Annotated in this window: 1 protein-coding gene; it reads left to right on the forward strand. The window is 47.5% G+C overall.

The features are described 5' to 3' along the window. The coding region (locus R7R78_RS29025; RefSeq protein WP_225474954.1) for a DUF2189 domain-containing protein at positions 1–537 on the forward strand (537 nt) is incomplete at both ends.

The raw sequence follows: 537 nt of genomic DNA on the forward strand, positions 1-537 counted from the left end.
TATTGTGCTTCTGGTGCAATGGCAAGGCACACACTTAGTGGTGATGCCAAGCCTCATAGTCTATATGCTCATAGGTCCGTTTTTAGCACTGGGTCTTTATGATGCGAGTTGGGAGAGAGAACGTGGGCACAAAGCGCGCCTGCTTCATTCCATGAAAGCGATTGGTCGTAACTCCAGCTCACAATGGGCGTTCGCAGTATTGCTTGCCGTTTGTATGATTTTCTGGATGCGTATCGCTGCGCTGCTCCACGCGTTGTACCCATCCGTACAAGGCGCACCACTGACTGAGTTTTTGCCTTTTCTGGTCATAGGTTCATTGGTTGGATTCGTGTTGGCGTGTATCGTATTTAGTATCTCTGCGTTTTCGATTCCATTAATGATGGAGCGCCGTGTCGACATGATGACAGCGGTGTTTACTAGCTTTAACGCAGTGAAATCCAATATTCCGGCCATGATTGTTTGGGCAGCGATTATTTGTGGCGGTATCTTAATTGGCTTTGCTACCTACGGAATCGGTATGTTGTTTACCATGCCAAT

The sequence above is a fragment of the Vibrio sp. 2134-1 genome, from assembly GCF_033339495.1.